Source organism: Pseudoxanthomonas sp. LjRoot125 (assembly GCF_964252705.1).
GTDB lineage: Bacteria > Pseudomonadota > Gammaproteobacteria > Xanthomonadales > Xanthomonadaceae > Pseudoxanthomonas_A.
This window is the reverse complement of record NZ_CAXUOY020000001.1, coordinates 1,771,097-1,795,978: the sequence shown is the minus strand read 5'-3', so window position 1 is coordinate 1,795,978 and position 24,882 is coordinate 1,771,097. Positions and strand designations below refer to the sequence as shown.

General features: G+C 62.8%; 27 protein-coding genes and 1 pseudogene. 13 read left to right on the top strand and 15 right to left on the bottom strand.

Annotation, left to right across the window (positions count from 1 at the left end):
* Positions 1 to 28: 28 nt before the first annotated feature.
* The 3 genes and pseudogenes from ACSION_RS08270 to ACSION_RS08260 form a co-directional block, all read left to right on the top strand.
* Positions 29 to 934 carry a LysR family transcriptional regulator gene (locus ACSION_RS08270; protein ID WP_023093368.1) on the top strand — a complete coding sequence of 302 codons (906 nt, stop codon included), beginning with the start codon at positions 29 to 31 and terminating at the stop codon, positions 932 to 934.
* A gap of 281 nt (positions 935 to 1,215) precedes the next feature.
* On the top strand, positions 1,216 to 1,746 hold the full coding sequence (locus tag ACSION_RS08265; protein ID WP_000043569.1) for a hypothetical protein: 531 nt from the start codon (positions 1,216 to 1,218) through the stop codon (positions 1,744 to 1,746).
* A gap of 101 nt (positions 1,747 to 1,847) precedes the next feature.
* Positions 1,848 to 2,027 (top strand): annotated as a pseudogene (locus tag ACSION_RS08260) (integrase core domain-containing protein); the annotation flags it as partial.
* Between the two features lie 228 nt (positions 2,028 to 2,255).
* Here the strand turns inward: ACSION_RS08260 and ACSION_RS08255 are convergent.
* From ACSION_RS08255 to ACSION_RS08240, 4 genes are all read right to left on the bottom strand, one after another.
* Positions 2,256 to 2,573, bottom strand: a complete 318-nt coding sequence (locus ACSION_RS08255) for a DMT family transporter (RefSeq protein ID WP_000539741.1) — start codon at positions 2,571 to 2,573, stop codon at positions 2,256 to 2,258.
* Between the two features lie 58 nt (positions 2,574 to 2,631).
* Entirely contained in the window at positions 2,632 to 2,895 is a 264-nt protein-coding gene (locus ACSION_RS08250) for an EexN family lipoprotein (RefSeq protein ID WP_000717310.1), read from the bottom strand.
* A gap of 32 nt (positions 2,896 to 2,927) precedes the next feature.
* Complete coding sequence (locus ACSION_RS08245) at positions 2,928 to 3,833, bottom strand: LysR family transcriptional regulator (RefSeq protein WP_000405670.1); 906 nt, start codon at positions 3,831 to 3,833, stop codon at positions 2,928 to 2,930.
* 93 nt (positions 3,834 to 3,926) lie between these two features.
* Complete coding sequence (locus tag ACSION_RS08240; protein WP_000078291.1) at positions 3,927 to 5,330, bottom strand: efflux transporter outer membrane subunit; 1,404 nt, start codon at positions 5,328 to 5,330, stop codon at positions 3,927 to 3,929.
* A gap of 157 nt (positions 5,331 to 5,487) precedes the next feature.
* On the opposite strand from ACSION_RS08240, the gene ACSION_RS08235 reads away from it, so the two are divergent.
* The 9 genes from ACSION_RS08235 (at position 5,488) to ACSION_RS08195 (ending at position 15,113) form a co-directional block, all read left to right on the top strand.
* Positions 5,488 to 6,072, top strand: a complete 585-nt coding sequence (locus ACSION_RS08235; protein ID WP_236081160.1) for a TetR/AcrR family transcriptional regulator — start codon at positions 5,488 to 5,490, stop codon at positions 6,070 to 6,072.
* 131 nt (positions 6,073 to 6,203) lie between these two features.
* Complete coding sequence (locus ACSION_RS08230) at positions 6,204 to 7,235, top strand: efflux RND transporter periplasmic adaptor subunit (protein WP_225984323.1); 1,032 nt, start codon at positions 6,204 to 6,206, stop codon at positions 7,233 to 7,235.
* 24 nt (positions 7,236 to 7,259) lie between these two features.
* Positions 7,260 to 10,364 carry an efflux RND transporter permease subunit gene (locus ACSION_RS08225; protein ID WP_003092293.1) on the top strand — a complete coding sequence of 1,035 codons (3,105 nt, stop codon included), beginning with the start codon at positions 7,260 to 7,262 and terminating at the stop codon, positions 10,362 to 10,364.
* Between the two features lie 80 nt (positions 10,365 to 10,444).
* A complete protein-coding gene (locus tag ACSION_RS08220) occupies positions 10,445 to 10,792 on the top strand; it encodes a DMT family transporter (RefSeq protein WP_038421338.1) in 348 nt (115 codons plus the stop codon).
* A 15-nt stretch (positions 10,793 to 10,807) separates the two neighbouring features.
* Entirely contained in the window at positions 10,808 to 11,428 is a 621-nt protein-coding gene (locus ACSION_RS08215) for a DUF3313 family protein (RefSeq protein WP_000837791.1), read from the top strand.
* Positions 11,425 to 12,582, top strand: coding sequence for an MlaE family ABC transporter permease (locus ACSION_RS08210; RefSeq protein ID WP_000063629.1), 1,158 nt, complete (start codon positions 11,425 to 11,427; stop codon positions 12,580 to 12,582). Before ACSION_RS08215 ends, ACSION_RS08210 begins: the two co-directional genes overlap by 4 nt.
* A complete protein-coding gene (locus ACSION_RS08205; protein WP_155936418.1) occupies positions 12,576 to 13,400 on the top strand; it encodes an ABC transporter ATP-binding protein in 825 nt (274 codons plus the stop codon). Before ACSION_RS08210 ends, ACSION_RS08205 begins: the two co-directional genes overlap by 7 nt.
* Before the next feature lie 91 nt (positions 13,401 to 13,491).
* Positions 13,492 to 14,421 carry an MlaD family protein gene (locus ACSION_RS08200; RefSeq protein ID WP_000433686.1) on the top strand — a complete coding sequence of 310 codons (930 nt, stop codon included), beginning with the start codon at positions 13,492 to 13,494 and terminating at the stop codon, positions 14,419 to 14,421.
* A gap of 92 nt (positions 14,422 to 14,513) precedes the next feature.
* A complete protein-coding gene (locus ACSION_RS08195) occupies positions 14,514 to 15,113 on the top strand; it encodes an ABC-type transport auxiliary lipoprotein family protein (RefSeq protein ID WP_003124411.1) in 600 nt (199 codons plus the stop codon).
* 66 nt (positions 15,114 to 15,179) lie between these two features.
* On the opposite strand, the gene ACSION_RS08190 is transcribed toward ACSION_RS08195, so the two are convergent.
* The 9 genes from ACSION_RS08190 to ACSION_RS08150 all read right to left on the bottom strand — a co-directional run bounded on the left by ACSION_RS08190 (position 15,180) and on the right by ACSION_RS08150 (position 22,638).
* On the bottom strand, positions 15,180 to 17,183 hold the full coding sequence (locus ACSION_RS08190) for a relaxase/mobilization nuclease domain-containing protein (protein WP_000132148.1): 2,004 nt from the start codon (positions 17,181 to 17,183) through the stop codon (positions 15,180 to 15,182).
* Positions 17,184 to 17,631: 448 nt separating this feature from the next.
* A complete protein-coding gene (locus ACSION_RS08185) occupies positions 17,632 to 18,219 on the bottom strand; it encodes a S26 family signal peptidase (protein WP_003092304.1) in 588 nt (195 codons plus the stop codon).
* Positions 18,216 to 18,773 (bottom strand): DUF2840 domain-containing protein, encoded by a 558-nt coding sequence (locus ACSION_RS08180; protein ID WP_023093372.1) that lies wholly within the window; start codon positions 18,771 to 18,773, stop codon positions 18,216 to 18,218. Before ACSION_RS08180 ends, ACSION_RS08185 begins: the two co-directional genes overlap by 4 nt.
* Positions 18,770 to 19,033: a hypothetical protein gene (locus ACSION_RS08175; protein ID WP_000147048.1), complete on the bottom strand. Its 264-nt coding sequence runs from the start codon at positions 19,031 to 19,033 to the stop codon at positions 18,770 to 18,772. The genes ACSION_RS08180 and ACSION_RS08175 overlap by 4 nt, the downstream gene beginning before the upstream one ends.
* Positions 19,030 to 19,668 carry a ParA family partition ATPase gene (parA, locus tag ACSION_RS08170; RefSeq protein WP_003092312.1) on the bottom strand — a complete coding sequence of 213 codons (639 nt, stop codon included), beginning with the start codon at positions 19,666 to 19,668 and terminating at the stop codon, positions 19,030 to 19,032. The genes ACSION_RS08175 and parA overlap by 4 nt, the downstream gene beginning before the upstream one ends.
* A 241-nt stretch (positions 19,669 to 19,909) precedes the next feature.
* Complete coding sequence (locus ACSION_RS08165; protein WP_003092315.1) at positions 19,910 to 20,767, bottom strand: replication initiator protein A; 858 nt, start codon at positions 20,765 to 20,767, stop codon at positions 19,910 to 19,912.
* 14 nt (positions 20,768 to 20,781) lie between these two features.
* Positions 20,782 to 21,066, bottom strand: coding sequence for a helix-turn-helix transcriptional regulator (locus ACSION_RS08160; protein WP_001247107.1), 285 nt, complete (start codon positions 21,064 to 21,066; stop codon positions 20,782 to 20,784).
* A gap of 111 nt (positions 21,067 to 21,177) precedes the next feature.
* Positions 21,178 to 21,948, bottom strand: coding sequence for a DUF2285 domain-containing protein (locus ACSION_RS08155; RefSeq protein ID WP_003092318.1), 771 nt, complete (start codon positions 21,946 to 21,948; stop codon positions 21,178 to 21,180).
* A 342-nt stretch (positions 21,949 to 22,290) separates the two neighbouring features.
* Positions 22,291 to 22,638, bottom strand: a complete 348-nt coding sequence (locus ACSION_RS08150; protein WP_016487838.1) for a DUF2958 domain-containing protein — start codon at positions 22,636 to 22,638, stop codon at positions 22,291 to 22,293.
* 287 nt (positions 22,639 to 22,925) lie between these two features.
* Between ACSION_RS08150 and ACSION_RS08145 the strand changes: the two genes are divergently transcribed.
* Positions 22,926 to 23,219: a helix-turn-helix domain-containing protein gene (locus ACSION_RS08145; protein ID WP_006379425.1), complete on the top strand. Its 294-nt coding sequence runs from the start codon at positions 22,926 to 22,928 to the stop codon at positions 23,217 to 23,219.
* Positions 23,220 to 23,531: 312 nt separating this feature from the next.
* On the opposite strand, the gene ACSION_RS08140 is transcribed toward ACSION_RS08145, so the two are convergent.
* Together ACSION_RS08140 and ACSION_RS08135 are read right to left on the bottom strand one after the other, a co-directional pair.
* The gene (locus tag ACSION_RS08140) at positions 23,532 to 23,846 is read right to left on the bottom strand and encodes a DUF736 domain-containing protein (RefSeq protein WP_001273857.1); all 315 of its coding nucleotides are present in this window, start codon (positions 23,844 to 23,846) and stop codon (positions 23,532 to 23,534) included.
* A 775-nt stretch (positions 23,847 to 24,621) separates the two neighbouring features.
* On the bottom strand, positions 24,622 to 24,831 hold the full coding sequence (locus ACSION_RS08135; RefSeq protein ID WP_022580212.1) for a hypothetical protein: 210 nt from the start codon (positions 24,829 to 24,831) through the stop codon (positions 24,622 to 24,624).
* Between the last annotated feature and the right edge of the window lie 51 nt (positions 24,832 to 24,882).

Sequence of the window (24,882 nt, the reverse complement as noted above, 5' to 3'; positions counted from 1 at the left end):
AACGATGATATTTAAGATTGGAATAAAAATGAAAAATATCAAGAGTATGGATCTCAACTTGCTCAAGGCGCTGGACGCATTGTTAGACGAACGCAATGTGACACGGGCGGCGGCCCGTCTGGGACTAACCCAGCCGGCCTTGAGTGGCATGCTGACGCGGTTGCGCGAGAGCTTCGGTGACCCGCTTTTCGCGCGCTCGCAGCGGGGTATCGTTCCAACGCAGCGGGCGCTGGATCTAGGGATGCCTGTCAAGCAGGTGCTCGCCGAAATCGACGCGCTGCTCCAGCCACCTTCCTTCAATCCGGCCACCGCACAACTGACCTTCTCCATCGCCGCGACGGACTATGCGCTGCGTGCCGTTGCTGTCCCATTTCTATCGGCACTTAAACGGCACGCACCGCGTGTACGAGTCTCATTAGTGCCAGTCGAGAGCGGGCAGCTACAGAACCAGCTTGAGCGCGGTCAGATCGATTTAGCCCTCCTGACGCCAGAGATCACTCCGCCAAATCTGCATGCCCGAGAGCTGTTCAAGGAACACTATGTGTGTGTCCTGCGGGAAGACCATCCTGCGGCTATGGGGCGCAAGCTGACCGTTAAACAGTTCTGTGCTCTCGACCATGCGCTTGTTTCCTACGATGGTGGAGGTTTCCGCGGCGTCACCGACGATGCGCTAGAACAGTTGGGCAAACGACGCAGCGTCACACTGTCGGTCAAGAGCTTTCTGATCTTGCCAGACATCCTGCGTGCCAGTGACATGGTTGCGATCTTGCCGAGCCGCTTGGTCGCCGGTATGGACAAGCTGGCTATCTCCCTGCCGCCGGTGAAGATACCGGGGTTCACCAAGACGGCTGCTTGGCACGAACGCACCCATCACGATCCAGCACATCGCTGGATACGAGCACTGCTGTTCACTTCCTGTGCTAACAACAAGTAGGCAAGATCGCTCCTATCGTCATGCTCAGCACAACTCTACCTCGCACTACAAATAAGCAATCAGTCGGCTCAATTGGAGACGCGCCCTTTCGTAGCGCCGCTGCGAGATAGCCTAGTCGGTGGATGGCAGAACCTAGGCCTTGATATCATATTTTATGATATCAAAAATAGAAACTTAGGATTTCACTTATTGCAGATGGAGGCTCATGATTTGCTCCATGACCACTTGAATGACGCAGCCACCCCTGTTGCGTCATCGACATTTTGTGAAGGAGCTTCGATATGAGCAAGCAACAGAACGCCATCCTCTGGCCCGAAGGCTACACGCCGGGCTTTACTGAGAATTTCGCCTCCAATGAGATCATCGCCGCCGGCTTGAGCGCGGCCGACGTATGGCCTCTACTCGTCACACCATCGCTGTGGCCAAGCTACTACGCCAACTCGGCTAACGTGTGCTTTCATGACGGCAAAGGCCCGGTACTGGCCGACGGCGATCGGTTTTACTTCGAGACCTTCGGCTTCCCGGTAGAGGGGCAGTGCAACGAATACGTGCCACCTGCGGATGGGCAACCCGGCCGCGTGGCCTGGCACGGCTGGTCCGGCGAGGAAGGCACAGATACGCGCCTGGATGTGCATCACGCCTGGCTGGTTGAGAACCTGGACGGCAGGCGCGTGCGCATCCTCACGCAGGAAACTCAGAAGGGCAAACCGGCCGAGGAGCTGCACAACGCCAAACCCAACCCGATGATCAACGGCCATCAGGACTGGCTCGACAGCTTGGTCGAGGCAGCGCGCAAAGCCAAGCAGGCGTAGTGGTCTCCGGCCGCTTGATCCCAAGCGTCTGAACGGAGAAAACCATGATGAGAACTCCCCTCAGGATTCTGCTGGTCCTGACTTCGCAGGCAACGATGGGCGACGAACTGCTCAACCGCGAATGGTTCCGCAGTCGGACCGAAGCGAAGGTGCTGATCGAACGTTGGCGACAGTTCTACAACGAGCAGCGGCCGCATAGCGCGCATGCTTACAAACCGCCGGCGACGATCCGGCGCAACTGGATCCAATCCGATAGCATCCCCTCCGAACTCACTGCCTGACTGGCTACAAAGTTCGTACTCAGGTCACCTTGGCGCAGGCACTGAAGGTGGAGCCACCCGGAATGGGTGCTCCCACCGCCTTACGCGCACTGGCTCGAACTCTCCCGAGGCGCCGGCAAGCTCGTCACATAGCGACTAGAGAGAGGAGGTGACCGTACGAGTTCCCAGCGCCCGATCCACTCTGGGAGCTGGGTCGCCTAGCGACTACGCTACCAATGGAGCTAGCGATCAACTCGATAACTTGAGCGTGATAACGCCCAGGATGATCAACGCCACGCCAAGGTATCGCATCAGGGAGGTTGGGTCGCCATAGAAATGAATTCCGACTAAGAAAGTTCCCGCCGCTCCGATACCCGTCCACACCGCATAAGCAGTCCCAATCGGTATCTGACGCTGAGCAAGCCATAGGAAGGCGCCGCTAATTGTCATGAAAGAGACGGCTACTGCGACCCCACTCCAACGCGATGTTGGCTCTTGCGCCATTTTCAGCCCGACCGGCCATCCGATTTCAAACAATCCAGCCAAAACAAGATAGATCCAACCCATTGCGATTCTCCTTCAAATTTTTCATATCCGGCATACATACTCCGGCATGACCACCAGCTTAGAACTTCGGCGGCTCTTTAGGCGTGGTGTGGGGCACATCGCCATCTTCGTAAAAGCGCTTTCGCGTAGCCTCGGCAACCCGGTTACATAGTTGGTCGCCCAGCATTGGTCGATCCAACTTGCATTGCTTGCGCAACTCTTTCAGACGCTCAGGATTGAGCGCTAATTCATCGACTGTCGGAAGGTTGGCTTTATCTGGTTTCCCAGATGGGCTGCAGGCTGCCAATGTCGAGGAAAGCAATATGAGAGCAATCTTCTTCATGGTTAATTTTCTTTGGGAGATTGTGTGATGGTTTACCGCCGACCTTTGGCATCTGGAGATTTGATCGAATGAACGCGTTCCATGAAGCGAGTCAGCATTTCTGACGGCTCGCTGGCCGGCCGTAGTAGATAGGTCGTGAGCATTGGCGAACGTCCAGTCAGCGGCCGTGCGACCACCCCCTGTTCCCTGCTGGCTGTGATATGCGCGCCTCCTGTGAGGCCTAGTGCAAGTCCCGCCGAAACCAGGACCATCATTAGATCGCTGGAAGTCACGCGTTCGGCAATCAGTGGCTCTATGTCCACGCGACGTAGCACCCGTTCAACTTGCCGAGCATGGCCCTCACACGCCACCGCGTCGCAGAGCACCAGCGGATACCGCAACAGCTCTTCTAGGGGAATCTGTTTGTGGGATAGCAAGGGGTGCCGTGCGGGCACAGCTACCATCAGAGGGTCACTCCACACCGGCACGGCGATGATGCCTTCGCCGACTTCATCCGATTGAGCGAAGCCGAGATCGTACAGTTCGCCACACAATCCCTTGATTTGCTGTGCCAAAGGCACCTCGAAGAAGCGAACTTCCACTTCCGGCTCTTCCTGCCGGCAGAGCGCCAACAACGCAGGCAGGCGCGATGGCGTGATTCCATCAGACAATGCAATACGGAGCTGGCAATGAAAGCCATTGGCTGCGGCGTTCACACTGTCGCGCGCCTGCTGCAAAGCTGCGAAGACACGCGGCACGCTCTCAAAGAAGAGCCTGCCCGCACGAGTCAAGCGGGTGCTCCGAGTGGTTCTCGCAAATAGCGCTACGCCCAACTCTTCCTCAAGTTCCTTGATGGCGCGCGACAGCGGCGATGTCTCTATGTGGAGGCGCTCTGCGGCTCGGGCAAAGTGCAGCTCCTCTGCCACCGCCAGAAAGTAGCGCAGGTGTCGAATTTCCATGTTCGCATTCCTCATCACTCAGGCCTCACCACCTTCGCCTTGCGTCACGCTATTTAGCTAGCCTTCGCAAGCTGCTCCAGCATGTTTCTGCGATCAAACAGGAGAGCCGGATAATGCTTTTGCCAGGACGCCCCATTGCATGGCTGTCTCGGCCCGCGTGCGGATCAGCGAAGCCTGCGCTGACAGCACCCCGGCCTCAGCCTCGGCCACCACCGTGGCGTCCACTTGTCCCGCCTCGAACAGACGTCGGCTGCGATCGAGCTGACGCTCCGCGACTGCGACACCCTCGGCCTGATGCTCCAGTGCTGCGTGCTGCGTATGCCAACCGAGATATGCGTTCTCTACGTCCTGCAAAGCACTCAACAAAGTGCGCTCGAACTCCGCACGGGCAGCTCGGCTGCGCGCCTCTCCGGTCTCGATGCCGGCACGGATCGCGCCACCATCGAAGATCGGCAACGACACCCCGGCCCCAAGTGAAAAAATGTTTCCAGTGATGCGGGTTCCCACACTCTCTACGCGCTGCCGTCCGCCGCTCAGGTCCAACACCAGCCTGGGGAAGCGTTCGCCTTCGGCTGCGTTCCAGCGCGCGGTTTCGGCGGCGAACTTCGCTTCGGCGGCGCGCACGTCGGGCCGCTCACTCAGCAGGTCCGCAGGTATGCGTGTCGGTGTCCAGTCCGGGACGGCGAGCGACGCAAGAGTTGGGGAAGCTGCAGGCGCTCCGGGCGTTTGTCCCACTAGTACATCGAGTGCATGCGTCGCCTCGCCGCGCGCACGCCGCAGTTGCTCTTGCTCCACGCGCAGTGCGACGACGCCGGCGCGGGTACGCTCGATGTCGAAGCCGGTAGCTTGTCCGGCCTCGAACTTCCGTTGCATCAGCAAGACGAGTCGTTCTGCGGATGCCAGCCGCGCCGCGGCTAGCGCTTCGAGCTCACTGGCTTGGCGCTGCTGCACAGCCGCCGACACTGTTTCAAACGCGACCTGCCACCGCGTGGCAACCCACGCTTGTTCGGCTGCCACCGCATCCAGGCGCGCACCTTCTGCTGCCTGCGAAAGCCGTCCCGACAGGTCTGCCTCCCACGATGCGGACAACGTGGCGCGGCCATCATTGCCGATTGCAACGTTCTCTGAATAGTCGCGTCCTCGAGTTGCCTGCGTGCCCGCGGACAACGAGGGGAGCAGGGAGGCCCGTGCTCGCCGCGTGGCGGCCGATGCCTCGTCCACGCGCGCTCGCGCAATCGTCAGTTCGGTATTGCGCTCCAGCGCCGCCCGGACCAAGGCATTGAGGTGCGGATCGCCGTAGGCCGTCCACCAATCGACGGGAAGAGTACGGCGGGACGATTTGTCCAAGATGCCTTCACCTCCCTCTTCATTTGAGAAATGGGCCGGTACATCCAGGCGAGGTGGATCGGCAGAGTGCGGGGCATGGCTGCAGGCCGCAAGAAGCAGTAGCGGAGAAATCATGGCAATGAGGCGATAGCGTTCAAGAATTTGAGACATGGCAGCTCCTTGCGTTCCGAAAAAGTCTTGACGGACTGTTGTATGGCTTCTACTATACCGTCTGGACTGTATATGACTCAAGCTTTTTTGGAGCACGACCATGCCGCCCCGCGCGAAAACAAAGTTGCCCCCCCGTCCACTGCCCATAGCAGCGCCGATGCGCAGCCCGGCCTTCCAGCAAGGAGCCCAGCGAACTCGCGACCGCATCCTGCAGGCCGCCCGCGAACTGGTGCTGGAGGAAGGTGCCAGTCGCTTGACACTGGACGCCGTCGTTGTGCGGGCCGGGTTGAGCAAAGGGGCGTTTCTCTATCACTTCAAGACCAAACGCGATTTGTTCGTGACACTGATCGACGAGATGATCCGGGCGTTCGACGCGGTACAAGCCAATCACGAGCGCAGGTTTGCCGGAGATCCGGACCCCTGGCTGTCGAGCCAGGTGGAAGCGATGCCCGACGACGAGATGCAGAAGATGGGCGCAGCGCTGCTCGCGGCAGCTGCGGAAGATCCAACACTTCTCGACCCACTGCGCGAGTGGTACCGCGTGCAGTACGAACGCGTGCGTCGATCCCCGCGTGGCACCGAGACCGCGGCACTCATCATGCTGGCATTGGATGGCGCCCTGTTCGCCGATCTTCTGGGTTTGCCAATACTCGCACCCGCAGAGCGGCGGCATTTCTTTCGGGCGCTCCAGGATCTCGCCTCGGGCCATCTCGAACTTGTCCCGGCAAAAGGACGCACATGAGTCGCGTCCGTAGCGGTGTCATGACCGCGTGCGCACCGCGCTCCTTGGCGGTTGCTTGCACACTATCCATTTCGACTCTGCTCTCAGGGTGCGGAAACTCGCAATCCACCGTATCCGAGCCTCCGCGCGCAGTGAAGCTCGCCGCCGCGCAGTCGGATCTCCCGCATAGCTCTCGCATCGAATTGACTGGCTCGGCGCGAGCAACCGAGCGCAGCATCCTAGGATTTGAAACAGGAGGACGGATCGCCAAGTTGAACGTCGACGTGGGTGAACGGTTCTCCCGCGGCCAAGTCCTGGCAGAACTTGATGCGCAACCTGACCGGCTTCGCGTGACACAAGCGCAAGCATCCCTGGCGGCCGCCGAAGCCGGCCTGATGGATCGACGTGTACAGACAGATCAACAGCGCCGGTTGCTCGAAAGCGAAGTCATCTCCCCTGCTGCGTTCGAGAGCGCGAAGGCGCAGCTAGCGGTCGCAGAGGGTCAAGCGCGCACTGCCAAGGCGGCGCTTGGCCTGGCCGAACGAGCACAACGTGGCACGATGATCGTCGCTCCTTTCGATGGTGTCGTGGCGGAAAAGCTGGCTTTGGCGTTCACCGACATTGCTGCTGGTGCGCCGGTATTTCAGGTCGACGGCGTGCGCAGTGGCACTGAGATCATCGCGAACGCGTCTACTACACAGGCACCTCACATAGATGTCGGCCAACGCGCAGAACTGAGCTGGAGCGGAGCCGAACAACCAATCCGAGCGGTGGTACGTCGTGTCGGTCTGCGCGCCGAAAATGGCTCGCTCCTACCCGTGGTGCTAGTGCCTGAAGATAACGCGCAAGCGCGCGCACTTCGGCCAGGTATTCCCGTACAGGTCGTGCTCGACGCACCTGCGGCAACCTCCAAGACCTCTCGGCCCGAGACTGTATCCATACCTTATGCCTCGCTGGTGCTCGGCACGAAGCCGGGCGAGGCTTCCGTCTTCGTCTACACCCCTGAAGATAAGAAGGTGCACCGTCGCGCGGTGCGCTTCACGCCGGTACAGGAAGGAGACAGCGCGCGCGTCCTCGCTGGACTCAAGCCCGGCGAGACGGTGGTTGCCGCCGGAGGAGGATGGCTCACCGATGGACAGCCAGTGACACCACTGGAAGCCACCACTCAATTGACCAAGCGCTAACGCGATCCACCAGGTTACTTCATCATGAAGATCACCGAGATGGCGCTGCGCGCCAGTCGACTTACCTACTTTGTAGCGCTCATCATTTTCGTCGCCGGCATCGCGACCTTCCTGAATTTTCCTTCTCAGGAGGAGCCGACTGTCACGGTCCGCGATGCGATGGTCACGGCGTTGAACCCGGGGCTGCCCGCCGAACGCGTTGAGCAACTCATTGCCCGGCCGATCGAGGAGCGCTTGCGCGAACTGGCAGAGGTCAAGCGCGTGACGAGCACCGTGCGCGCAGGCAGCGCCATGATCCAGGTCACGATCTGGGACCGCTACACCGACTTGGCACCGATCTGGCAGCGCGTCCGGGCCAAGGTCGCCGATTCGAAGGATGCCTTACCACAGAGCACGATGGGGCCTTTCGTCGACGAAGACTTCGGCCGCGTCGCGGTTGCCTCGATTGCGGTCACTGCACCAGGTTACTCCATGAGCGAGATGCGCGTCGCGCTCAAGCAGATGCGCGACCGCCTGTACACCGTGCCTGGTATTGAGCGCATCACTTTCTACGGCCTGCAGGAAGAGCGCGTCTATCTCGAATTCGATCGGCCTAGGCTCGCGCGATTGGAGCTGACACCACAGGGGGTGATCGACCAACTCGTCAAACAGAACGTCGTCGCTTCGGGTGGACAAATTGTTGTCGGCGGCATCAATGCAACCTTGGCGGTCAGTGGCGAAGTGCGTGACGCTCCCTCCCTGCGAGCAATGCCGATCGCGCTGCCACGACCGCAAAGTAGTACGGCGCCCGTGCCGACGATCGCATTGGGTGAACTGGCGCAGGTGAGTGTGCGGCCAGCCGATCCGCCGGAATCTGCTGCCATCTACAAAGGCCAGCCCGCTGTCGTCATGGCGGTTTCGATGGCCTCCGGTCAGAACGTGGAGCAGTTCGGAAAAGCGCTCAAAGCACGGGTTGCAGACCAGGAGAAGCTGCTGCCGGCGGGTTTCGATCTGTCATACGTCACTTTCCAGGCCGATGTCGTCAAGCACGAGATGGGCAAAATGAACCACGTCATGATGGAGACGATCATCGTCGTCCTCGGTGTCGTCGTGCTATTTCTCGGTTGGCGCACCGGGATCATCGTGGGCATGATCGTGCCGTTGACGATCCTCAGTGCACTCATCGTCATGCGCGCGATGAACATCGAGCTTCAGAACGTCTCGATGGGCGCCATCATCATTGCGCTCGGCTTGTTGGTGGACAACGGCATTGTGATTGCCGAAGACATCGAACGCCGCCTGGCCGGTGGCGAAGATCGTAAGCATGCCTGCCTCGAGGCGGGCCGCACGCTCGCCATTCCGCTGCTCACGTCCTCGCTCGTGATCGTGATCGTGTTCTCGCCGTTCTTTTTTGGCCAGAACGCCACGAGCGAGTATCTGCACAATCTCGTGGTCGTGCTGGCACTGACGTTGTTCGCTTCGTGGCTGCTGTGCCTGACTGTCACGCCCCTATTGTGCTACCACTTCGCCAAACCCCATCACAAGCAGGAGCAGGGCGACGCCTATGACACCCGCTTCTACCGTGGCTACCGGCGCGTACTGGAGTGGGTGCTCCACCATAAGGCGGTCTATGTAGCGTCGATGATCGCGGCGCTTGCCATTGCGCTGTATGGCTTCACCACCCTGCCGTACGATTTCATGCCCAAGTCCGACCGGCTTCAGTTCCAGATTCCGGTGCAGCTCGCCCCCGGTACCGACTCGCGCGAAACGCTCGCCCGCGTGAAGCAGATCAGTGGTTGGCTGGGCGACACGAACATCAATCCAGAAGTCTCCGATCACATCGGCTACGTCGCCGATGGTGGCCCGCGCTTCATCCTTAGCCTGAATCCACCACTGCCGGCATCGAACATCGCGTACTTCGTTGTCACATTGAAGCCGAAGAGCGACATCGACGCCGTCCTCGCCCGCACCCGCAGCTACTTTGCGCAAGCACATGGCGACGTGCGCGCCGAGCCCAAGCGTTTCTCGCTCGGTGCGACCGAGTCAGGGACTGCCATTTATCGCGTCAGCGGTCCGGATGAGGAGGTATTGTTGGGGGCCGCGTCCAAAATCGAAGCAGCGCTGCGCAAGCTGCCCGGCACCATCAACGTCAAGAACGATTGGGATACGCGCGTTGGCCGCATCGACGTACGGGTCGACCAGGACCGCGCGCGTCGGGCGGGCGTGACGACTGAAGACATCGCTGGCGGGCTGGATGTCCGCTACAGCGGCAGATCGATCTCGGTTATTCGCGACGGTGACACCTCCGTCCCGATCGTCCTGCGCAGTATCGTAAGCGAGCGTCGCAGCACGGCAGACGTAGGCGCGACGCTCATCTATCCCACCAACGGCGGTCCAGCGGTGACGCTGGCTCAGGTCGCAGACGTATCGCTCGCGAGCGAGCCCTCGGTCATCCAACGGCGCAATCTCATCCGCACGATCACCGTGCAAGGACAGAACACCTCTTACACCGCCCAGGAGATCATCAACCGCCTGGCGCCTAGCGTCGCTGCCCTGGACCTGCCCGCGGGCTACTCGGTTGAACTTGGCGGCGAGATCGAGGAAGCCGCCGAATCGAACGCCGCGCTGTCGACCTACATGCCCCTCGCATTTCTGGCGATGCTGATGCTGTTCGTATGGCAGTTCAATTCTTTCCGCAAGCTCGGTGTGATCCTCGCGACGATCCCTTTCACGCTTATCGGCGTGGTATTGGCTCTGAAGCTGACCGGCACACCTTTCAGCTTCATGGCGACCTTCGGCGTACTGGCCCTGTTCGGGATCATTGTCAACAACGCCGTGCTCTTGCTGGAACGCATCGACCAGGGGCTAGCGGAAGGCCTGCCACGCCATGAAGCCTTGGTTGGGGCCGCGATACAACGGCTTCGTCCAATCGTGATGACCAAGGTCACCTGCATTTCGGGACTGGTGCCACTCATGCTATTCTCCGGACCATTATGGAAAGGGATGGCGATCGCGATGATCGGTGGGCTGGCACTCGGAACGCTGGTGACGTTGGGCTTGATTCCGCTGCTTTACGAAGTCCTGTTTGGAATCAAGCGAATTGGGCCGTGGAACCTGAGTGTCGCCACCGCGCATGGAGATCGCTCATGAGTCTCTTGCGAGCCGCCGCGTGCTGCGCATTCTCAGAATTCGTATGCACCCACGCTTCATGCGTATGTCTCGCTAGGCTTATGCGATTCAGCACCCATCCGCTGATCTGGAAATCCTGGTCGATTGTCATTGCCGCAGGGGTTCTAGGAGCGGGCTATCCACTGGGCCTGCGGGCCATCACGGCGGGCGGTCCGATGCGCTGGGTCGGCCTCTGTGTGGCAGTGACGTGCATGGCGGCCAGCGGCGCACTTTTGTGGTTCGCGCTCAAGCGGATTCCGATCAGCGCGGCCTCTGCAGCCTGGGCAGGAATCGGGCTACTTGGAAACTTGGGCGTCGGCGCCCTCCTACTAGGCGATGTCGCATCGGTAACGCGCTGGTCTGGCACCGCCCTCATCGCAGCAGGCATTGCCTGTCTTAGTTTCGTTTGATCAAGGAGACCCATTATGAAGAGCAAAACTGCATTGATCCGCGGCGGCATCTTTTTTTGCGTAGCAGGCGCGCTCTCTGGATGCGCGACCAACAGCATGACGCGCTCCGGATTTCTCGGCGACTACGAGAAGTTATCGCCGACACGATACGAGAACGTACTGATGTACCGCGCAGCGGGATTCGAGCCCAAGCGTTATGCCGCTGTCGTGGTGGAAGAAGCGCAGATCAAGACCGCCTCGGGTCGCATCGATGGGCTCGATGACGCGCAGCAGCGCGAAGTGCTAGACCATGTGACGAGCGAACTGAAACGCCAGGAAGGCAAAAGTCCCGCCCCCCCAGGTGGCGCGGGACAGGTTCGGGTGCGTGTAGCGGTCACCGAACTGCAGACACCGAATCGGGCAGTCAATGCAATGACGACCCTGCTGGTTGGACCCGTGACGACGGGTGGTGCCAGCCTAGAGTTCGAAGCAGTCGATTTAAGGACGGGACGCCGGGTTGCTGCCGCCAGTTGCTTCGAGCGCGGCAACGTCATTAAAGAGTTCGCCGGTTCGTACACATTGCTGGGTCATGCCAAAGCGGCGATCACGAACTGCATCGAGCGCATCGACAGCGCTTGGCGGGACACGCAGCCATGAGCAACGCTTCACAGGCTTGGCTCCGGCAGGATGCCATGGTCGGCGGTGATCACAAATGGCTGGCGGGTGGCGACTGGACGATAGAGCACTACGCCAGTCTGGCAAAATCCGTGTCCGCCGCCCGCATCAGTCATGCCGAGGGGTACGCCACTCCCTTACTCGACTGGACGCAAGTCCAGAGACTGGACACCGCCGGCGCGGCTCTGCTGGTGGAAATTCTCGGGCCAGACTCGATACTCGACCGGCCGGAGGCAGCTCCAAATCTGTCCTCGGATCGCCTCGCCCTAATGAGAGCGCTGGCCGCCGCTGCTACCGATCAGCAGAAGACGGAGAAAGCAGCGGTGAGCGGGAATCCTCTGCTCCGCGGTCTGGGACGCATAGGCCTGACCTTGGAACAGGGCTGTCGTGCGTGTCTTGGTCTGGCCGGGTTCGTGGGCCAGATCATCGAAACATGGAGCCGTACCGTTCGTCACCCGCGTCGCTGGCGCGCGACCTCGGTGATCGCTCAAATCCAGCGATCAGCGGTGGACGCCATTCCCATCGTGGCGCTACTGAGCTTCATGGTAGGAATGGTGGTGGCGTTCCTGGGAGCAACGGTGCTGGCCAACTTCGGTGCGAGCATCTTCTCGGTGCATCTGGTCGCCTTCTCGTTCATGCGCGAGTTCGGAGTGCTGCTCCCGGCCATATTGATTGCAGGCCGTACCGCAAGCGCGTACACCGCCCAAATCGGTTCGATGAAGGCAAATGAAGAGATCGATGCGCTTCGCTCCAACGCGCTCGACCCCATCGAGTTACTGGTGCTGCCACGCGTGCTGGCGCTTCTTGTGTCCTTGCCACTGCTCACCTTAGTAGGCATCTTGGCTGGCATTGCGGGCGGCGCCACCGTATGCGCACTGAGCTTGGAAATTCCTCCCGCACAGTTCCTTGCCATCGTGCAGGAAAAAATCGAGGTGCGCCATTTTCTTGTCGGAATGAGCAAGTCCCCGCTCTTCGCGGTGATGATCGCCGCTATCGGCTGCCATGAAGGGTTCAAGGTCGCCGGTAGCGCTGAGTCGGTAGGCGACCACACGACGTCTAGTGTCGTGCAATCAATCTTCATGGTGATCCTGATAGACGCCATCGCTGCACTGTTCTTCATGGAGATGGGCTGGTGAGCGCGGTGAAGCAAGACACCGACAACGGTGTGCGACACGCTATTGAAGTGCGCGGCCTGGACAACAGGTTTGGAACCCAGCAGGTCCATCAGGACCTAGACCTGGACGTGCGGCGCGGGGAAATCCTTGGCGTGGTGGGAGGGTCAGGCACCGGGAAATCCGTGCTCTTGCGTAGCGTCGTCGGGCTGCAGAAGCCGCATTCGGGCGTGGTCCGTATCGGGGGGCGCGACCTACTGCGAGCCCAATGGCTTGCGCGCGCGCGTATGGAGCGAAGGTTCGGCATTCTGTTCCAGAAGGGCGCGTTGTATTCATCGCTGACCGTCTTGGAGAACGTCGCTCTTCCTTTGATCGAGCATGTCGGTCTGGCGCGGCCTCTTGCCGAGCGTTTGGCAAGAAGCAAGCTGGGCTTGGTGGGGTTGCCTGCCGGAGCGGGAGACAAGTATCCGGCCTCGTTGTCCGGAGGCATGGTGAAACGAGCAGCACTGGCGAGAGCCTTGGCGCTTGATGCGAACATCCTGTTTCTTGACGAACCCACCGCAGGACTGGATCCAATCGGGGCTGCATCTTTCGACCAATTGATTCTGACCCTGCGCAATGCACTGGGCCTCACGGTGTTTCTGGTAACCCACGACCTCGATACGCTGTACACCATATGCGACCGTGTCGCGGTCCTGGCGAACCAGAAGGTACTCATCAACGACGGCATCGAGGCAGTCGAGCGCTTCAAGCACCCGTGGATACAGGAATACTTTCACGGCCCCCGTGGCCGTGCGGCCGCACAGGCCACTGGTGCTTCCAGCCAAGAGACGCAGCCATGAAACCCCTCCGCATCTGCATCATTCTTCCGTCGCGCACGCATTGGGCTGGGCGCACGCAATATTTAAACTCTGAGAACGAGGTGGTCTGATCATGGAACCACGTGCCCATCATGTATTCATTGGTCTGTTCGTCGTGCTGCTCGGTGCGATTGGTATTGGCTTCGCGCTTTGGCTCAGCGACACACGTTCCGACCACGATTACCAGTATTACCGGATTATGTTCGATGAGCCAGTGACCGGGCTTACGCCCGGCAGCCAGGTTCAGTACAGCGGAATCACGATTGGCGAAGTCGTTGCACTTTCTCTTTCACCGCGAGACCCAAGGCGGGCGATAGCGCGCGTACGCATCAATGCCACCATCCCGGTCCGGCAGGATACCCGCGCTGAATTGGTCATCACGGGAATTACCGGCAACGCGGTGATCGAGTTGAGCGACGGTGGGCCAAACGTGCCATTGCTGGATCGGAGAGAGGACGAGGAACCGTTGATCCTCGCACCACGTTCGGCGATGGCATCCCTGGTCTCCGGTGAGGGGAACAGCATGACGACACTCAACGGCATCTTGCTGCGCACGCAGGAGTTACTGTCGAAGGAGAATTTGGCTCTTGTGCACCGCAGTCTGGTGAATCTTGAACAGACCACGGGCGCGGTCGCTGACCAGAGGGCCGAGATCGCGACGTTAATCAGCAATCTGACCGAAGCAAGCAGAGAATCGACAGCTGCCGTGCGCCAAGCAAATAGCACTCTTCGCGATGCCAACCTGCTACTAAATAACGATGGTAAGCAAATCATGGTGAACACGCGTGATGCAACGGCATCCCTCGAACGCGCCGCTTTCAGGGTTGAGACGCTACTGCAAAACAATCAGGAATCGCTGAACCAGGGCTTGGCCGCCACAGGTCCTGCCATGCACGAACTCCAGCAGGCGCTGGCCAATCTAAACACCGTGCTGCGCCGACTGGATCGCAATCCGGCGCAATACCTGCTCGGTGGAGAGAACATTGAGGAAACCAAGCCGTGAACACTTCCGCCAGGATGATTCCCGTCGCTGCCGTGACTATGACGCTAGTACTCGGCTTGTCCGCGTGCAGTGTGCTTCCCAAAGCAGCTCCAATGGTCACCTACAAATTGCCCGACTATCACATCGCCCAGGCGGAGAGTACGCCGCGCGCCGTTCCGGGACCCGGGGCGCTGCGCGTCTACGCCCCTGAGAGTAGTCGCGTCCTGGATTCGGAGCGGCTGTTCATTGCGCAGCCCGATGGTCGCTTGTCGGCTTGGCAAGGAGTGCGTTGGGCCGACCCCGCACCGGTGCTGCTGCGTGACCGAATCGTCGAAGCCTTCATGCGCGATGGGCGGTCGACTTCCGTGATTACCGATAGCACCCCAATGAGCGCCGATATGGAGTTGCGCAGTACGCTGCGGGCGTTCCAGCTCGAATACCGCGGCACTGAAGCGATCGCCGCGGTTCGGCTCGATGTGCAACTGGTCGATCCGGCCAAACGGACTGCTATTGCCAGTAGACGCTTCGAAGCAATCCAAGCCACAGGCAGCAAGCGAGAGGCCGATGTGGTGAGCGCGTTCGGTGTCGCCACGGATATATTGGCCGGGCAGATCGTTGAATGGGCAGTTCAGGTCGGGGCAGCGCGTTTGCGAGTTGCACCGGAATTGGCAAGCAACCATGCACCCACAGCGTCGTCGATAAGCACAGACTAGTCGTCTTAACGGAGCACAGAAGCTAGGGCCAAAACGCTGCTCGACACCTTAACTCGGTACGACAGCCTACGGCCCCGATCCAATCCCAGGACCTCTTTGCCGTCCAACCTCCCATGACACACCGCCGCCGCGTACAGTCGCGGCGATCTGCTGCCCCAGTCGTGGCTCGATTATCGGCCGCCAAGGCACCAGACTGAATCCCATGCCGTCATCGAGCAGCGCATAGCGACCGCTGGCGAGCATGACCGAGCGCCGGTAGATGCCGGCTACGCGCTGCCCGTCTGTGACGTGCCGATGCTCCAATCCGCTATCGGCGGCAATGTGCTGGGCGGCCTGCGCCAGCTCCCGATTGCGCAGCGTTTCCAGCAGATTCCGGGAGAGAATCAGCCGCTGCCCGCGCCGCTGGGCCAGCCCCTGTTCTTCGAGGAAGTCGGCGCGCTGCTGCAAGGCTTGCCTAGCATCGCCGCCAAAGCCCAGGTCGCCCAGTCCCTTGCCGCCGCCGATCAACTGCTGATCCAGCCAGGTCGCGCCGATGACGCGGGCCTGCCGTTCAATCGGCAGATGCGATTTCAGTTCGACCGCCACGCCGCCCAGCCGCTGCGCGTCGTACTGGCGGCCACGCTCGGCCAAGTCGTCCGGCACCTTCCATAACCCCTCGGCCACGCGCTCCACGATGCCGGCCCGCCGTAGGGCTTCCAGCCGGCGGATATGGGCCGCCACAGCCTCTTGCGGGTCGCGGCCGGGCTTGGCTCGGCCTTGCTCGATCGCCAGGTGGTGATCGGTGCGGTACAGGCCATTGCTCGCCAGCGTGGCGATGTTCTTGTCGGCCGCCCGCACCTCGGCGGAACCGCGTACCTCCACCACCGCGCCGATGGGATAGTTCGCCAGCTCGTCGCGGGCGTCCAACGCGACGTAGTGGGCTTTGCCGTCCAACCCGTCGATGACCAGATAGCCGCGGTCGTGCAGCTCGTCGGCCAGACCCTTAGCAGCCACGCGACCGACGATAGTGCGGCCGTCGTCGCCCGGCTCGAACACCGCCAGCTCGCGAGGCTTGCCGCTCATGGCCCGCTGCATCGTTCGGATGATGTCGCCACGCTCGCCCAGGGCACGCAAGGTCTTCTCCGCGTCCGCATGGACGGCCCAGGTGCCGGGCTGCACCTCGTCGGCCAGGCCCAGGCGCTGCAAGTGTTGCAGGCGGCCGATCAGCAGCAGGCGCTGGCGTTGCAGCCGGGGTTCGTTGAAGCGTTCGATCTGCACCCGGCCATCCTCGCCGGCCTCGCGCTGCAACGTGCGGTCGAGGCTCGTCCACCGCTCTTGCTCCACCTCGCGCTGCAAGGTCTGCTGGATCTCCAGTTCGGTGCGCGGCCCCAGCCATTCCGTCGCCAGCTCGGCGGCGCGATGGCGGAAGCCGTGGGCGATGTAGTCGCCCGCGATGATGAGGTCTTTGCCGGTATCGTCGCGTCCGCGCACGATCAGGTGCGTGTGCGGGTTGTCGGTGTTCCAGTGATCGACCGCCACCCAATCCAGCCGCGTCCCCAGGTCGGCCTCCATCCGGTTCATCAGGTGCCGGGTGTAGGTGCGCAGGTCGTCCAGCTCCGCACTGTCTTCAGGTGAGACGATGAAGCGGAAATGATGTCGGTCGTCCTGGCAGCGTTCCTTGAAGGCATCGAGGTCGGCTTCGTCGGTCTGCGGCCCGTAGGCACGGCCCGGCTCGCCGTTCCGGCCGGCACCGTCGCGCTCGATGTAGCGCAGGTGCTTGGCGAGCGACTGCGGACTGGCGTTGCGCTGGTTGACCAGCAGCGTCTTGATGGTCACGCGCCGTGACATAGGGGTCAGCTTTGCGCCTGCGAAGCGCGCCGCCGTATGGCCGCGTCCAAGCCGTGAGCCGGGCCGCTGGCCGGCGTGCTGGCCGCTCCCGCCAGCGGTAGGACGGCGCACCGCCGACTTGCCGCCGCTGGCCTTGCCAGCCTGCTTGAGCACCTTGGAAACGAAGCTCTGGCCCTGGCCTTTGCCTCGGTTCTTCGGCGCGCCAGGGCGCACCCAGAAATCATGGTCGCCGCGGTCGGTCATGGCTGTGCTCCCTGCAAGCTCCGGCGTGTCCGAGCGTGCGAAGCACGCGGACATGCCTGCATCGGCGCGTGCCTCGCGCCCCACGCGGCACGGCGGCGAAGCCGCGCCGTGCCGCGCCACCCCCACGTGCAGACTGGCTTTGCGGGCGGCAGAGTGCCGAACCCTTTTGTCTTGCCTTCCGCCTTTGCCCCTCGCTCCCGCTCCGGGCATCGGCGGCCCGGCGGCGCTGCTGCACGAGCAGCCAGCCCGCCGGCGAACACGCCAATGGCCGCAGGCCAGGCGCGTTCGAGGCAAGACGCCTGCACGTTGGGCGGCTGCGCCGAAGGCAGCGCGAAGTGCGGTGCGAATGCACCCGCACTGCACGCGCGACGACACGGCGACGAACAGTAGAACGACATGCCCGATGGCACGATGAGAGGCGCGGCAAAGTGCAGCGAATCGGCGGCCATCATGGACGTGTCTCCAGCCAGATCGGATGCGCAACGCCGATCACGGCGAACGCGCTGACCGGCCCGAAATAGCGGCTGTCGAACGACGCCGGGTTGGTCGCGCTCAACAGGAACAGTTCGCCCGGTTGGAGACGGCGGCAAAGCTGCAAGGATGGCAGCGGCCGGCCCAGCCGGTCGGCAGGCAGGGCGGCGGCCACCGGCACGCCGTCGATGCGAACCTGGCCGGCGACGATGCAAACGTGTTGTGGCGCGACTGCGCCCACACGTTTGAGCAGCGGAACGCGGGTCGGCAGGTAGCCGCGCTGCGCAGCCAGCATGGCGGCCCTGTCGGGCAGCGGCATCAGCACGATGCTGTCCACGGACAGCGGACGTGGCCGCGAGGCGGTGCGCGGGTCGAACGGTTCGATGCGATACCAACCGACCGCCACGCTGTCGGACGGGTTGTAGGCCATTCGCGGCAGGGGCTGCACGAACGCCGCCCAGGCCAGCGCAGCGAGGCCGACGGTGGCGAAGCCTGCCAGCACGAGGCGAGCGCGCAGGCGCGAGCGAGGATGCGGCACGGGGCCGGTCGTGGAAATCGTGGTCATGGCAATGCCCTCCCGGCCAGCCAGGCGGCGTGCCGTTCTGCGGTGTATGTGGGTAGCGCCGAGCGCGCTGCGAGCCGGTTCGCGAGCGTGCGCCAGTACGCGGGCGATGTGTCTGCGGCTGCGATGCCCAGCGCCTCGATGCCGTCGATGCGTTCCAGCACGGCGCGCACGTTGGCATCGCCTTCGGCGTGCAGCAGCAGACGCGCGCCCGGCTGCACGCCGGGGATGCGCTGCACGGCGTCCAGCGGCGTGGCGGTCTGCATCACCATGAGCTGCCAGCGGATCGTGCCGTAGTCGTTGGCCTGCCAACGGATGCGGCACAGAACCGCGTTCGGCAGGAACACGGCGCAGCGCCGCCAGCGGTCGAGCTGGAGCGTGCGCGCCGGTTCGCCGAAGCGCAGGTAGAGCTTGAAGCGCGGTTCGATGTAGGCCAGCGCCACGCGCGTCAGCGGCACGTTGCCGGCCTGGCCGGCGAGTGTCGAAGGCGCCGGCGGCGGCGCAGCCGTGGGCGCACTTGCTTTGGGGGTGTGGGCGGTCGAAGCGGATGCGTTCACGGCGTGCCCTCCGGGGGAAACTCCCGCTCCAGCAGGTCGCGCAGCAGTTCGGCTACGGTCACGCCTCGCGTGAAGGCCGACACCTTGATGCGCGCCCGCATGGCGGGCGTGATGTCGAGCGTCAGTCGAGCGGTGTAGAGGTCGCCTTTCTGCACGGCATCTGCGTCGCCCTGGCGAATCCACGCTTCGGCGTGCGGATTCGCTGGGGGACGCGCACCGATGCCGACGCGCTTGCTGCGTGGTGGTGGCTTCCCAGTCATGTCGGCCACCGCAGCAGTTCGTCGGTGAGCGCGGCGATCTCGCGGGCAGCGGCGCTGTCGGGCGCGGTTTCGCGGGCGAGCCGGCCAGCGGCTACGCTGTCGGCAAAGACGATGCGCTGGTGGATCTCCGAGCGCAGCGCGGGCAGCGGCTGTTCGGCCAGCGATTGCCGTGCCTCCCTGCCGATGATGGTGGTGCTGACGCGCCGGTTGATGACGAAGGCCGCGCGCAGCGCTGGCCGGAACACCTGTGCTTCGCGGATCAGTGCGACCATCTCGGCAGAAGCCCATACGTCGTAGGGGCTGGGCTGCACGGGGATCAGCACGCGCTCGGCCGCCAGCAGCGCGGAACGCGCGAGGGCGGCGATGCGCGGCGGGCCGTCGATGATGATGTGATCGGCCCGCCTGGCGAGTTCTGGCGCTTCCTGATGCAGCGTTTCGCGGGCAAGGCCCACGGCGCTGAACAGACGGGGCAGGCCCTGCTGGCTACGCCGCTGCGTCCAGTCGAGCGATGACCCCTGCGGGTCGGCATCCAGCAGGATGACATGCAGGCCGCGCATCGCCAGTTCGCCGGCGATGTGCGTGGCGAGCGTGGTCTTGCCGACGCCGCCTTTCTGGTTGAGAAACGCGAAGATCATGGCGCGGCCCTCCGAGCTGGAAAGCCGGCCTGGCCGTGCCGTTTCGTGGTTGTCCACCGAAACGGCGCGCTTCTACTAAAAGTTATGTATTTCTTGTTAGGTAAGTTAGAGGGAACGCAAACCCGCGCCGTTGTTGGCTTTCCGGCGTTTTCGTACTCCTGATAGCACGAGGGTCGTACTCCTGATAGCACGATACCCGGTACTCCTGATAGCACGAGGCCGTCCACAGGTTCTCCCGCAGTTATCCCCGTGCCGCGTGCGGCACGGGCCGGAAGGTCAGCAGCTCGGTGTTGTCGTCCGGCATCCGCTCGATGCCGAGGACGTAGCCGGGCAACGACTGCCGCGCCACCAGGGCGCGCACGTCGTAGGCGAAGTCCGAGAAGCGGGCCGCGCTGCCGGATTTGCGGTACAGGTGTCGGAAGTCGAATTGCCAGCCGTGCTCCTGCCGCCCGCCATGCTTGCGCACCAGGCGGTACAGCCAGCGTTCGATACCGCCCTTCAAGCGGAAATAGGCCGGGTCGATGGTCAGCACCAGGGCGGCGTCGAGCACGCCGGCATAGAACCAGTCCGGCAAGATCAGCTCGATGCCCAGCGGGGTGCCGCTGGCGTCGGCGAGTTCCTTCCACTCGTTGATCCACGAGAAGCGATGCAAGCGCCTTCCCGTGGTTTCGCGGATGGACGTGGCCACCGTGGTCGATTGCAGCCGGTCGAGGGCGGCCTTCAGGCGCTGGTAGTCGTTGAGGGACGTGCCGCGCCCGATGAAGCGCAAAATCTCGTAAGGCGTGGCGCGTATCCAGCGCGACGGGCGCAGGCCCGCGTCGCGCGCCTCCACGATCTGCGAGGCGGCCCATATCAGCACGTCGGCATCCCATATCGTTGCGATGCCGTGCTCCTGCGTGCCTTCCACGCGAATGGTGACGTTCCCGCTGCGGAAGTCGATCGGCGCCGTGCGCCGCGACTTGGCAAGCGAGAAGAACGGAAAGGCCATCAAGTCCTGGGAATCGCGTGGCGCCATGTCGCCCGGCAGCGCGCGGAACAGATCGAGCTGTTCGCGCTGCGGCAAGGCTTGCCCTGGCGGGCTGGACATGGCGAAGGCCACCCACGCGCCGACGATCAGCGGCCATCACGGTAGTCGCCCGCGTGGCGCTCGGCGTATTCGGGATCGGACGTGGCCTCGTAGCTGCGCTGGTCGGCCCAGGCATCGAGGTCGGACACCGCGTACATGACGCGGCGGCCGAACTTGCGGAACTTGGGGCCGCCGCCGATCACCCGCTGCTTCTCCAGCGTGCGCGGCGACAGCCGCAGGTAGTCGGCGGCTTCGTCGTTTGTCAGGTAGCGTTGAGGCTGCGAGGTCGCAGTGACGGCAGCGGCGGCAGGCCGCGAGGGAGCAGGTCGCATGGGATGTACCTCCATCAAGCCCGGCCACACCACGCGGCCGGATAGAGGCACTCTCAAGAAAGCAAGGCTTCTTGCTAAGGGACGATTCGCACGGGTCGAGAAACGTCCCCCCTAATGCGACGGGAACATTGGAAGCTGCGCTAGTCGGCGGTAGCCGCCGTGCATCAGCTCATCGCCGCGGCGTACCAGCCGCCGTACGCGGGCACGCAATGCACTGTCTTTGTGCCAGTCGGCCGCGACGGCATCCGCGCCGAACAGACCTTCGCCCACCTCGCGCAAGGAGGCTCCCGCGAGGGTCGCGTCGAGCGCTTGCAAGGTATGCAGTTCCAGCAGCGCGGCGGGCGTGGGGCGGGAGCGGGCTGTTGCCACAGGCGTGGCCACGGTTGCGGCAGATAGCGCATCCAGCTTCGCAGCGAGCGTGCGGTAGCGCGCACAGGGCGTGGCGCAGGCGCGTGTGGCGTAGAGATAGGCCGAACCATCTTCCAGGTCGGGTGCGAGTGCCAGCCGAACGCAGCAGCCTGGCCAATGCGATACGAGCACCAGGCGCTTGCCGTCGTGGGTCAGTTGCTTGCGCCCAGGAATGCGCCAGAACTCGAAGGTATGCGCATCGGGTGGTGGGTCGGCGTCGGGGTATAGCTGCACCACGGCATCGTGATCGGGGAACCAAGCAGGATGTGCGTCGCGCGCATCCAGGCCGGGATCTTCCAGCAGGCGCAGGCCCCAGGCCTGCGCCGCATCAGGCTTGCGACGCCGGCGTAGCCAGTCGCGCCGGTAGCTTGGATTCCTGCGCAAATACTCCCAAGCCAGCGCTGGGCCATCGAGGTGCAGCGTGTAGAGATACGCGGCCGTGGGATACCAGTGTTGGCTGCTGCGGTCAGTCATGGCGAAACCTCCCTGTTTCTGGGAACGTCGCCACAATTCCGCTGTGCGGGAGCTATCGAATCGCCATCAAGTGGTCATCAAACTCGGGTTACGCTTTAACTGCTGGTGTCAAGACAGATTCGCTCCAGTGCATTGCCGAAATCGTCTAAATGCGACGACTGCACCGCCCGGAAATGGGGTGCAGCATTGAACACCGTGCCGAATCTCGCGCCTGGCATCATGACTGTTTTGGTCAGGAGCGCACCACCCTGGTGCAAGCATGCGGATCAAGACTTGCCAGGTCTTGGCTAAGACCGAAATAGTCACAATGCGATACTTTTTGCCTGGTCGCGCTGGAATGCGTCAATCGGTGATCGAACCGTTTTCCTGAGCCAGTCGAACGTATTCCGACAGCGGCCGCGTCGGCTGGAAATACCGATCTCGTATCACGGGCTGCTTGAGCGGCCCGACGATGGACGCCAGATCGGACAGCTTCACCGTCGCCAGGGCAGGCATCCCGATCCCGAGGTCGATCAGGCCGTAGGCCGTATCGCCATCGGTCGGATCGAGCGCGGCCAATAGCCAGGTCGCATGTGCGTCCGGTGTGAACAGGCGCACCACGGGCAGCGGGTCACATTCCTGGCCTGCGGCGCGGGTGAGGCCGTGGGCCAGTAGGTGCACCCGGTCTTCCTCGGTGACAAGCGTGGTCAAGGCCGCGCCCCTTCCACGAACACACGCAATCGCCGAGGCGCATCTGTGCCTGCGGACGGATGCACGTATGCGCAAGCGCACGAAGCCGCAAAAGCGGAGAGGCACGAAGGCGTATTGGTGGAAGTCAGGAAAGACACGGATGCGGTTCCCTGGGTCTGAGGAAATCCGCAGATGCGGATCTCCGTAAAAGCACGGAAAAGGAAAACATCACCACCAAATGAACACTATAGATTGTAGTCCTATAGGGCGCAATGGGCTGTCATCTTGGTTTTTTGGGGAAACCATAGGTGGCAGCGAAGAACTCATTGGCAGCGGCGATTCGGACGGTAAGGAAGGCGCGTGGTTTGAGCCAGGAAGCGTTCTCCAACGTGTCCAGTCGCACCTACATGAGCACGCTGGAGCGCGACCTGAAAAGCCCAACCATCCAGAAGCTGGCCGATCTGTGCGAGGTCATGGAAGTGCATCCGCTCACGCTGCTCACATTGGCTTATGCCGGTGACAGCACCCGCGAAGCTGATGAATTGCTGGCACAGGTGCGCCAGGAACTCAGGGCGATATTGGAAGAGCCCGACACGCCTTAGCGCGTTGGCGTGTGGTACTGAATTGCAGCAAGCGGAGCGCGCAGCGCCGCAGGCGCGAAGGCGTGAGGGATTGAAGCCGGATGGCCGTGACGGCTTGCCGGCACGGGGCGAAGCCCGAAAGCCCGGCGGCGCTTACAGCGCCGACACGCCACACACCGCTCGTTGACACGGATTGCGAGCCACAAGGCACGCATGCAGGCCCGCCGTGACGGGCGTATCCAGCACGCGGCAGCAGCAGAAATCCTGCGCGTGCGGTGCTGCGATCAGCAGCATCGCGCCCCGCCGCAGTGGGCGGGACGCGGTAAGCGGCTGTCAGGCCGCCTTCGGCTTGTTGCGCGACCAGATCAGGTCGTGCGTGCCGTCCTCGTTCTCGATCAGGCGGGCATAGACCGTCGCCGGGAACGAAGGGTCGTCGATGGATACGGACAGGTATTCCCGCCCGGCCTCGCTGGTCTTCTTCCACGCTGCGCCGACTTCGTGGCCAGCCGCTTGCAGGTGGAAGTCGGGGGCGTTCTCGGTGTCGCCCTTGTCGTTGGGAACCAGCTTGACCTTGACGTTGAGCGTCAGGGTGCGAAGCGTGCCGGTGAAGCCGTCTTTCTCTGCGGTGAAGGTGCCGATGTTAGCCATGATGTTTCTCCTTTCGGGTTGAACAAGGTCGCGCCAGTGCGTCCTTGTTGTGATCCGGCCGGCGGGGGATGGGCTGGTCGCACCGCACAGCGGTCGCAACAACGTGGAGAACCTGGAAGCGAAAAGAATTTGTCCCGCGAGGAATGCGCGCAGCGCAGGGGAAATTGTTTTCGCTGCAAGGTTGCGGCCATCAAGCACAAGGCGCAGCCGCGCCACCGCCAGGATTCACAACAAGACAAGGACGCACAGGCCGCCCGCTCCCGAATGGAGACGTGGCCAACTCGGCATCCCCGCGTGACGGCTGCACCGGCTTGCGCCCTGACGCGGGCCAGGTCAATGCCCCGACGACAAGGCCAGAGCGCCCCTGCCGCAGCTCACGGCCACATACTGAGGCGTGGTGTGGAAGCTCCATAGAAGCGAGGCTGGGCGGCGTGTCGGTGAACCGTCTTTCGTGACGTACAGACAACGAACCGCCAGCGTCGGGGACGGCACGCTTTCGTGCAACCTGCCGCAGCAAGCCGGGGCGTAGCCACACCAGCCCCGCCCATTGCGGCGGGGCTCGGTCGAATCGTTGGCGGCGCGATGCGCCGCCACACTTGCTGGCTTCGTGGATTTCGCGCACGAGCGCCCTTGTGCGTGGCCCCATCGCCGCCTGTCCGAAGGCGGCGATGGGGCGTTTTGGCTTTGAGCAGTGAAACCGGGCGCGGCCACCGCCGCGCCCGGAGTTTTCGACCACCGGCCCCAAGGCGGCACGGCTTGGGGCCGGTGCGGCTCGTTATTCCTTGGTTTCGATGATCCACCACACGGCGCGCGGCAAGGCGCGGCCCGTGAGGGGATGCAGATCGGTCAGGTCGGCGCGGGCCGTCCAGCCACGCGGCGGACGGTAGCCGCGCACGTCGCCGTCGCCGTGCCAGCGGCGGGCGCGCACCGTGCCGGAGGCATAGGTCGCAGCTATGCGGGGGCGGTTTGCGGGTTGGTGGGTCATGGCAGGCATCCTCAACATGAAGCGCCCCGGCCGGAACCGGGGCGCTATCTA

Bases quoted from the DNA above. Each gene is read 5' to 3' on its own strand.
- ACSION_RS08270 (WP_023093368.1), top strand. From the start codon at position 29: ATGAAAAATATCAAGAGTATGGATCTCAACTTGCTCAAGGCGCTGGAC.
- ACSION_RS08265 (WP_000043569.1), top strand. From the start codon at position 1,216: ATGAGCAAGCAACAGAACGCCATCCTCTGGCCCGAAGGCTACACGCCG.
- ACSION_RS08255 (WP_000539741.1), bottom strand. From the start codon at position 2,573: ATGGGTTGGATCTATCTTGTTTTGGCTGGATTGTTTGAAATCGGATGG.
- ACSION_RS08250 (WP_000717310.1), bottom strand. From the start codon at position 2,895: ATGAAGAAGATTGCTCTCATATTGCTTTCCTCGACATTGGCAGCCTGC.
- ACSION_RS08245 (WP_000405670.1), bottom strand. From the start codon at position 3,833: ATGGAAATTCGACACCTGCGCTACTTTCTGGCGGTGGCAGAGGAGCTG.
- ACSION_RS08240 (WP_000078291.1), bottom strand. From the start codon at position 5,330: ATGTCTCAAATTCTTGAACGCTATCGCCTCATTGCCATGATTTCTCCG.
- ACSION_RS08235 (WP_236081160.1), top strand. From the start codon at position 5,488: ATGCGCAGCCCGGCCTTCCAGCAAGGAGCCCAGCGAACTCGCGACCGC.
- ACSION_RS08225 (WP_003092293.1), top strand. From the start codon at position 7,260: ATGAAGATCACCGAGATGGCGCTGCGCGCCAGTCGACTTACCTACTTT.
- ACSION_RS08220 (WP_038421338.1), top strand. From the start codon at position 10,445: ATGCGATTCAGCACCCATCCGCTGATCTGGAAATCCTGGTCGATTGTC.
- ACSION_RS08215 (WP_000837791.1), top strand. From the start codon at position 10,808: ATGAAGAGCAAAACTGCATTGATCCGCGGCGGCATCTTTTTTTGCGTA.
- ACSION_RS08210 (WP_000063629.1), top strand. From the start codon at position 11,425: ATGAGCAACGCTTCACAGGCTTGGCTCCGGCAGGATGCCATGGTCGGC.
- ACSION_RS08200 (WP_000433686.1), top strand. From the start codon at position 13,492: ATGGAACCACGTGCCCATCATGTATTCATTGGTCTGTTCGTCGTGCTG.
- ACSION_RS08195 (WP_003124411.1), top strand. From the start codon at position 14,514: ATGGTCACCTACAAATTGCCCGACTATCACATCGCCCAGGCGGAGAGT.
- ACSION_RS08190 (WP_000132148.1), bottom strand. From the start codon at position 17,183: ATGACCGACCGCGGCGACCATGATTTCTGGGTGCGCCCTGGCGCGCCG.
- ACSION_RS08185 (WP_003092304.1), bottom strand. From the start codon at position 18,219: ATGACCACGATTTCCACGACCGGCCCCGTGCCGCATCCTCGCTCGCGC.
- ACSION_RS08175 (WP_000147048.1), bottom strand. From the start codon at position 19,033: ATGACTGGGAAGCCACCACCACGCAGCAAGCGCGTCGGCATCGGTGCG.
- parA (WP_003092312.1), bottom strand. From the start codon at position 19,668: ATGATCTTCGCGTTTCTCAACCAGAAAGGCGGCGTCGGCAAGACCACG.
- ACSION_RS08160 (WP_001247107.1), bottom strand. From the start codon at position 21,066: ATGCGACCTGCTCCCTCGCGGCCTGCCGCCGCTGCCGTCACTGCGACC.
- ACSION_RS08155 (WP_003092318.1), bottom strand. From the start codon at position 21,948: ATGACTGACCGCAGCAGCCAACACTGGTATCCCACGGCCGCGTATCTC.
- ACSION_RS08140 (WP_001273857.1), bottom strand. From the start codon at position 23,846: ATGGCTAACATCGGCACCTTCACCGCAGAGAAAGACGGCTTCACCGGC.
- ACSION_RS08135 (WP_022580212.1), bottom strand. From the start codon at position 24,831: ATGACCCACCAACCCGCAAACCGCCCCCGCATAGCTGCGACCTATGCC.